6 protein-coding genes are annotated in these 6,217 nt (G+C 66.8%); 1 reads left to right on the top strand and 5 read right to left on the bottom strand.

All coding sequences use genetic code 11. The features are described from left to right. Positions 1-4 precede the first annotated feature (4 nt). Genes MJ777_RS14100 through MJ777_RS14120 form a run of 5 tightly spaced genes read right to left on the bottom strand, consistent with a single transcriptional unit; the run spans position 5 to position 5,273 of the window. Positions 5-1,234 carry a cytochrome P450 gene (locus tag MJ777_RS14100; RefSeq protein ID WP_239376686.1) on the bottom strand — a complete coding sequence of 410 codons (1,230 nt, stop codon included), beginning with the start codon at positions 1,232-1,234 and terminating at the stop codon, positions 5-7. After that, on the bottom strand, positions 1,206-1,907 hold the full coding sequence (locus MJ777_RS14105) for a carboxymuconolactone decarboxylase family protein (protein ID WP_239376688.1): 702 nt from the start codon (positions 1,905-1,907) through the stop codon (positions 1,206-1,208). Before MJ777_RS14105 ends, MJ777_RS14100 begins: the two co-directional genes overlap by 29 nt. After that, positions 1,904-3,205: a cytochrome P450 gene (locus tag MJ777_RS14110; RefSeq protein WP_239308610.1), complete on the bottom strand. Its 1,302-nt coding sequence runs from the start codon at positions 3,203-3,205 to the stop codon at positions 1,904-1,906. Before MJ777_RS14110 ends, MJ777_RS14105 begins: the two co-directional genes overlap by 4 nt. 44 nt (positions 3,206-3,249) lie before the next feature. Next, a complete protein-coding gene (locus tag MJ777_RS14115) occupies positions 3,250-4,299 on the bottom strand; it encodes an ABC transporter permease (protein WP_239308611.1) in 1,050 nt (349 codons plus the stop codon). A 5-nt stretch (positions 4,300-4,304) separates the two neighbouring features. Next, the gene (locus tag MJ777_RS14120; protein ID WP_239376690.1) at positions 4,305-5,273 is read right to left on the bottom strand and encodes an ABC transporter ATP-binding protein; all 969 of its coding nucleotides are present in this window, start codon (positions 5,271-5,273) and stop codon (positions 4,305-4,307) included. A gap of 614 nt (positions 5,274-5,887) precedes the next feature. Between MJ777_RS14120 and MJ777_RS14125 the strand changes: the two genes are divergently transcribed. Further along, positions 5,888-6,217: YnfA family protein (locus tag MJ777_RS14125; protein ID WP_239376692.1), on the top strand; the 330-nt coding region annotated here is incomplete at its 3' end.

Consider the following 6,217-nt stretch of genomic DNA (forward strand, 5'->3'; position numbering starts at 1 on the left):
TCTCCTATGACAGGGCGACCGGTAGCTCGGCGTAGCCGCGCATCGCGAAAAGTGGGCTCCTGACCACCTGGGCGCCCAGTGACATTCTTGGAAAACGCTCGACCAGCGCTCGGAAAACCGTCTCACACTCCATGCGCGCAAGCGCGGAACCAACGCAGAAATGGATGCCGGCACCGAAGGAAAGCGGTTGGTTGCGTGGCCGGAAAATGTCGAAACGGCCCGGCTCGGCGAAACGCTCCGGGTCCCGGTTGGCGGCCCCGATCAGGCCCATCAGCAGATTCCCCTCGGCGATCCGGGTACCGCCCAGGACCAGCGATCCCATCGTCCGCCGGCCGATGTACTGCACCGGCGAGTCCCAGCGGAGCGCCTCGGTGGTGACGTTGCCGGCGAGGCCGGGGTCGGCGCGCAGGGCAGCCCATTGATCAGGGAACCGCAACAGCGCGTATACACCGTTGCCGATGAGGTTGCTCGTCGTCTCATGGCCCGCGCCGAACAGGAAGAGGCTGTTGTTCACCAGCTCCAGCGGACTGATCGTTTCCGCGGTCTCCGCGGCGGTGATGAATGCCGACAGCAGATCTCCGCCCCGCTCGGTCCGCCTGCGTTCGACGAGCCGGCCGAAATAGTCGAGGAAGAATGCGCTCGCGTCCTCGGCGGCGGCCTGCTGCTCGTCGGTGATGATCGGGTCCAATAACCTGATCAACGCTGATGAGTTCTTCTTGCACTCCTCGTGGTCAGCCGCTGGAATACCCAGGAGCTCACAGATGACCGCGACGGGCAGGTGGTGGGCCAGGCCATCCATCAGGTCACCGCCGCCGGCCGCGGCGAAACCGTCGAGCAGTTCGTCCACTTTCGTCACTATATAACCACGCAGGCCTTCCACCCGGCGTTGGGTAAACGCTTTCGCAAACAGCAGCCGCAGCCTGGTGTGCTCGGGCGGATCCATCCCGAAAATCCAGCCACGGCTTGCGCGGTCAATTGCGGAGTCGGGCTCGAAGTGCCCGAAGAAGCGGGTAGCCTCACCCCGGCCCACCCGTGGTTCACGCAAGATCATGTCAAGATCTGCATAACGGGTGACCAACCACTGTCCAAGCGCCGCGTGAAAATACGGGGATTGAGTTTCCCGTAACCGGTCATAGTGGCTGTAGGGGTTCTCCAGGAATCCCTCGGCGAGCGGATTGAACAGCGCGAGGGAGGCCTCCTTGGGGTCATCCTGGTTCATGGGGAGAGTTGCCATCAGGCCTCCTGGAGGTCAGGTCGGCCGGCCGTAGCGCCCACACTTCGGCCGGCACGCGCAGCGCGTTCGCGGTTTGCGCGACAAGGCGGTAGAAACCCGCGATCGTCAGCAGCTCAAGGATCTCGTCGGTCGTCCACAGCGCGGTGAGCCGGTCCCAGAGGCTCGGGGGGACGCTGGCGTGGTCGTGCAGCTCGTCGGCAAGCTCGATGACGGCACGGGTCGCTTCGTCCGTGTCGGTGAGGTCCGGCGCGGCCACGAGGGTGCCGGCGATCCGGACTGGTGACAGACCGGTCCGGCCCTGCGCCACCGCCGCGTGAATGCCCCACTCCGACCAGCAGCCCGCCCGCGCGCAGACGCGCAGAACGAGCGTCTCCCGCACCGCGGGGTCATGCTCGATCAGCCGCAGCATCTCGTCCATGACGGGTGCGAGCGCACCCGCGACCGTGGGATGGGCCGCATACGCGCGAACGAGCGCGAGCGGCGGGCGCGGACCGTCCGGCGGCTGCCCGATGCGGGTGAGCAGGGCCTCGGCCTCAGCCGTGTAGGGCGGGCCGATGAGCGGGATCCGTGGTGTATCCGCCGGTAGCGATCCATCGGGCCGGGCCGCCGCGGGAGCCGGCGGCGCGCCGTCGATGCCGGGCACGGGGCCCGGCCGCCCGCTCCGGGTGCTCACGAAGCGGCTCTCCCGGCCGCGCCGCGCCGGACCGGCAGGCTGTTCAGACCGCGGAGGAACATGTTGACGCCCCAGTCCGGCTCGGTTGTGGCCAGTTCGAGATCGGGCAGCCGCCGGGCCAGCTCACGGAAGGCGACATCGCCCTCCAGGCGCGCCAGCGACGCGCCGAGACAGAAGTGGATCCCCGACCCGAACGCCAGGTGCGAACGGCCGTCGGTCCGGTCCGGGTCGAAGGCCGCCGGCTCGGCGACCACCGCCGGGTCCGCGTTCGCCGCCTGCGACAGCACCACGACAAGCTGCCCGCCGCGCACGTCGGTGCCGTGCAGGTGGATGTCCTCGCGCGCAAACCGCGATGTGGTCCGCAACGGGCCCTCGTAACGCAGCACCTCCTCAACGATCCCGGGAGCGGCGGCGGGGCACGCGACGAGCCGCTCGTAGCGTTCACGCCGCCGTAGCAGCGTGAGCAGGCCGTTACCAAGCAGGTTCATCGTTGTCTCGTGGCCCGCCCACACCAGCAGGGTCAGGTTGGCGGTCAGCTCTTCCCGGGTGATCGCATGCTCCTCCTCGCATGCGCGGATCAAGCTGGTGAGCAGGTCGTCGCCGGACCGGTCGCTGCGCGCGACACGGTCGGCGAAGTACTCCTGGAACCTCTTCACCGCGTCCTCACTACGGCGCAGCGACTCGCTGTCGACCGTCACGTCGAAGATCCGGGCGAGGTCCGCCGACCACGACCTGAATACCTCCCGGTCCTGCGGCGGGATGCCGAGAACCGCACAGATGACAATCGCGGGCAGCGGGAAGGCAAACCGGCTCATGAAATCAAACTCGGGTTCGCCGGCGGCGATGATCTCGTCGAGAAGCTCCCTGACAACATGTTCGACCCGCGGGCGCATCATCTCCACCCGGCGCGGCAGGAAGGTACGTCCAAAGGCGCCGCGGACCCTCATGTGGTCCGCCCCGTCAAGCTGCGACATCCACAGCCGGATGACGGCGAAAGCGCTGTTCTCACCACCCCGGTCGGCGGCGATCTGATCCCAGTAGCCAGCTTTACCGAATCTCGGGTCGCGCAGCACGTCGCTTGCTGCCGTGTGCGACGTGACAATCCAGCAGCCGGGTGCCGGCAGCTCTGACCAGATCAGTGGCGACGCGGAGCGCAGCATGTCGTAGGCGGGTCGCGGGTTGTCCAGATAGGCGGGCAGGAAGATCTCGAATGGCGATATCAGGCGGTCCGGCCCAGCCGTGGGGAGAGCCGCGCCAACCAGACTGTCGTTTTCGGCTGGCGCCTTGTCGGCACACACGTTCGGTTCACCTCTCGAAAAACTGGCCGCGCCAGAGAATGCAGTCAGGCATGCCTGAACCGCTCCCAGCGCATACATCTGAATCCGATCCCGAAGATGACGGTTATGAAAACCGCGAGAACCCCCGTGTCAAGCAGCAGTTTTTCCATCGATGCGCTGCGGGTCATGGTGTCCTGCAACATCTGCATCGCCCAGTACTGCGGGAAAACCGGGGCGATCGTCTGCGCCCATCCCGGCAGCGCGACGGACGGAACCATTGCGCCGCCGACCGCGCCGCCGAGCAGCACCAGAAGATTATTGAACTGCGGGACCTGAAGATCATTCGATGCGATCGCCGCGACGGCCGCACCGACCGCTCCGAGGCACAGCCCGATAAGAACGTTCGCGACGATGAACATACCAGGATTGTTGATGGGAACGCCGAGAATCAGCGACCCCAGGCCGATCAGCAGCAGGCCCTGCGCCATGGCCAGGAGTGCGATCGGCAGCAGCTTGCCCACCAGCAGCGAGAACTTTCCGATCGGGAGCGAGAGGAGCCGGTTCCAGGTGCCCCAGTTCCGCTCCCGGTGCAACGCCTGGGCGGCATGCGCCGCGCCGAAGAAGGCATGGAACATGACGAAGCCGGGAAGAGTCTGCGCATACGGGCTGGAGTTCGACAGGTAGGACGCGCCGCTGGGCGTTATGACAGCCGGCGGCTGGCTGTCGAGCGCCGCGAGGAACGGGGACAGCACGATCGGCGTGGCCGGGTCCGCGATCACCGTCCGGTGGCCCGCGTCGTCGGTGACGAGCGCGACGGCGATATCGCCGTTCGCCACCTCCTGTCGGGCCTCGTTCTCACTGACCAGACGTTGTGGCGCACCCAGCCGATGGGCCAGGGCGGGGTCCACCGGCCCGGCGCTCACGTACGCGGGTGGCTGGCCTGTGCCGAACGCGCCGCCCACCGCGCCGGTGAGGAAGGCGATCAGGACAACCGGAACGGCGAACATCATGATGAGCAGCAACGGATCACGCCGGTTGATGAGCAGTTCCTTGCGGAACACCGCGTCGAATGCCGTCAGCTTCCTGATGGCGCCGCTGGACCGTTCAGCGGCCATCGCGCTCAATCCCGAACCTCCCGCCCGGTGATGCGGAGAAAGACACTTTCAAGATTTGGTTCCAGGCTTTCGACGTCCACGACACGCGATGCGGTGAAGGCCGCGGCGGAAAGAATCCGCCCCACCGCGTACGCACGGTCCGCGCTGGTGGTGACCCGCACCCGTTCGACGCCGGCCGTGCGCGGTGCCGCTGTCACGGTTGTGTCGGGCTCCAGCCGCAGGACCGCGCACAACGGCGCGGCATCACCGTCAACCGTCACGAAAATAGTGCGCCGCGCATAGGAGCGCAGGAGGTCCGGAACGTTCTCGTGGGCAAGAACCGCGCCCTTGTGCAGAACGTATAAATCATCCGCGTACGACTCGATCTCCGCCAGGAGATGCGTGCTGTAGAGGACGGCCTTCCCCCGCTCCACCTGGGCGCGCACCAGGTCGAGAAGCAACGCGCGGGCCTGCGGGTCGACACCGGCGGTCGGCTCGTCCAGGAGCAGCACCGCGGGGTCCCCGATAAGCGCCGCGGCAAATCCGAGACGTCGCCGCATACCGCCCGAGAAAGTGCTCGCCCGCTCATCCGCCCGGTCGTGCAGATGCACACCTGCCAAGGCCTCGTCCACAGCCGGACCGATTCCGCGGCGCGGCAGCCCCTGCGCTCGGGCCACGAAACGCAGGTTCTCCCGGGCGGTGAGCATGGGGTATACGTTGTCCTGCTGCGGAAGATAACCCACCGACAGTCCCGGCGCTTTCACGACGTCCCCCGACGTGCTCTCGAGAACTCCCGCCGCGATCGCCATGAGCGTGCTCTTTCCCGCGCCGTTGGGACCGAGGAGACCGGTCATACGCCCGCTGGCGACCACTACGTCGACGCCAGCCAAGGCCGATATCTCACCGTACCTCTTTGTAACGTTACGTAATATGAACGAAGCCGGCTGGGTAATGCTCTCGCCAGCGCGCCGGACACCGACGATATCAGAGATCATCGTTTCGAAACCTCCACGCGATACGAGGCGGCGGCTCAACCGCGGCGTTGGTTGATTGGAGCACGAAGCACAACAGACCGGCAACTATTCGCGTAAACATGCATGTCAGCGATGGGTCGGCCCTTCTGAACGGGAGTCGAGCCGTCTCGCGGGCGGAGATTCCGCCGCAAAAAAGATCATTTAACCTGGACACAGCATATTGCCGGCGGTGGCTCGATACATGGCCGTATGCATGGTTTGACAATCCCGCTGACCCGCCCTGACGGGCCTGGCTGGCAGCCGGGGCAGGCACGATGACGGACACCTCGCGTCGTTGTTGTCGGTCGACGCCCAACACAGGGCGCATCCCTCCGCCGCCTCGCGATGCACGCACCCCAGCCCCGCTCCTTGACCCACCCCTATTGCCGGGCACTCTTACCCGGGGCTGGCTTCCTTCTTTGACGCCGGCTCGGTTTGGTGGTTCTTCGGCGGTGAACGTCGTGCCGGCGCCGAATTACTCCACCGCGGCCACTGCTCTCGCCGCGGAGCGCAGCCCACCGCCGGCTCGGCTCAAAGATCGAGACGGTACGCCACCCGGTGGCCGGCGCAAGCCGCCGGTAAGCGACGATCCTGGCGTGACCGCGGCTCGGGCTCTCGCGCTGTTCGCCGCCGCCGGCCTCGCCGAGATCGGCGGCGGCTATCTGGTGTGGCGATGCCTCCGGGAGGGCGCGTCCATCATCACCGGTGTCGTCGGCGCCCTTGTCCTTGTCGTCTACGGTGTCATCCCGACCGTGCAGCACAGCGCGAACTTCGGCCGGATCTATGCCGCCTACGGTGGAGTGTTCGTGGTCGCGTCGCTGCTGTGGGGGTGGGGCATCGACGGCCTGCGCCCGGACCGCTACGACTGGATCGGCGCGGCCGTCGTCCTCGCGGGCGTCGCAGTGATCTATTTCGCGCCACGTCCC

This window comes from Protofrankia sp. Cj5, from assembly GCF_917627405.1.
In the GTDB taxonomy this organism is placed as follows: Bacteria; Actinomycetota; Actinomycetes; order Frankiales; family Frankiaceae; genus Protofrankia.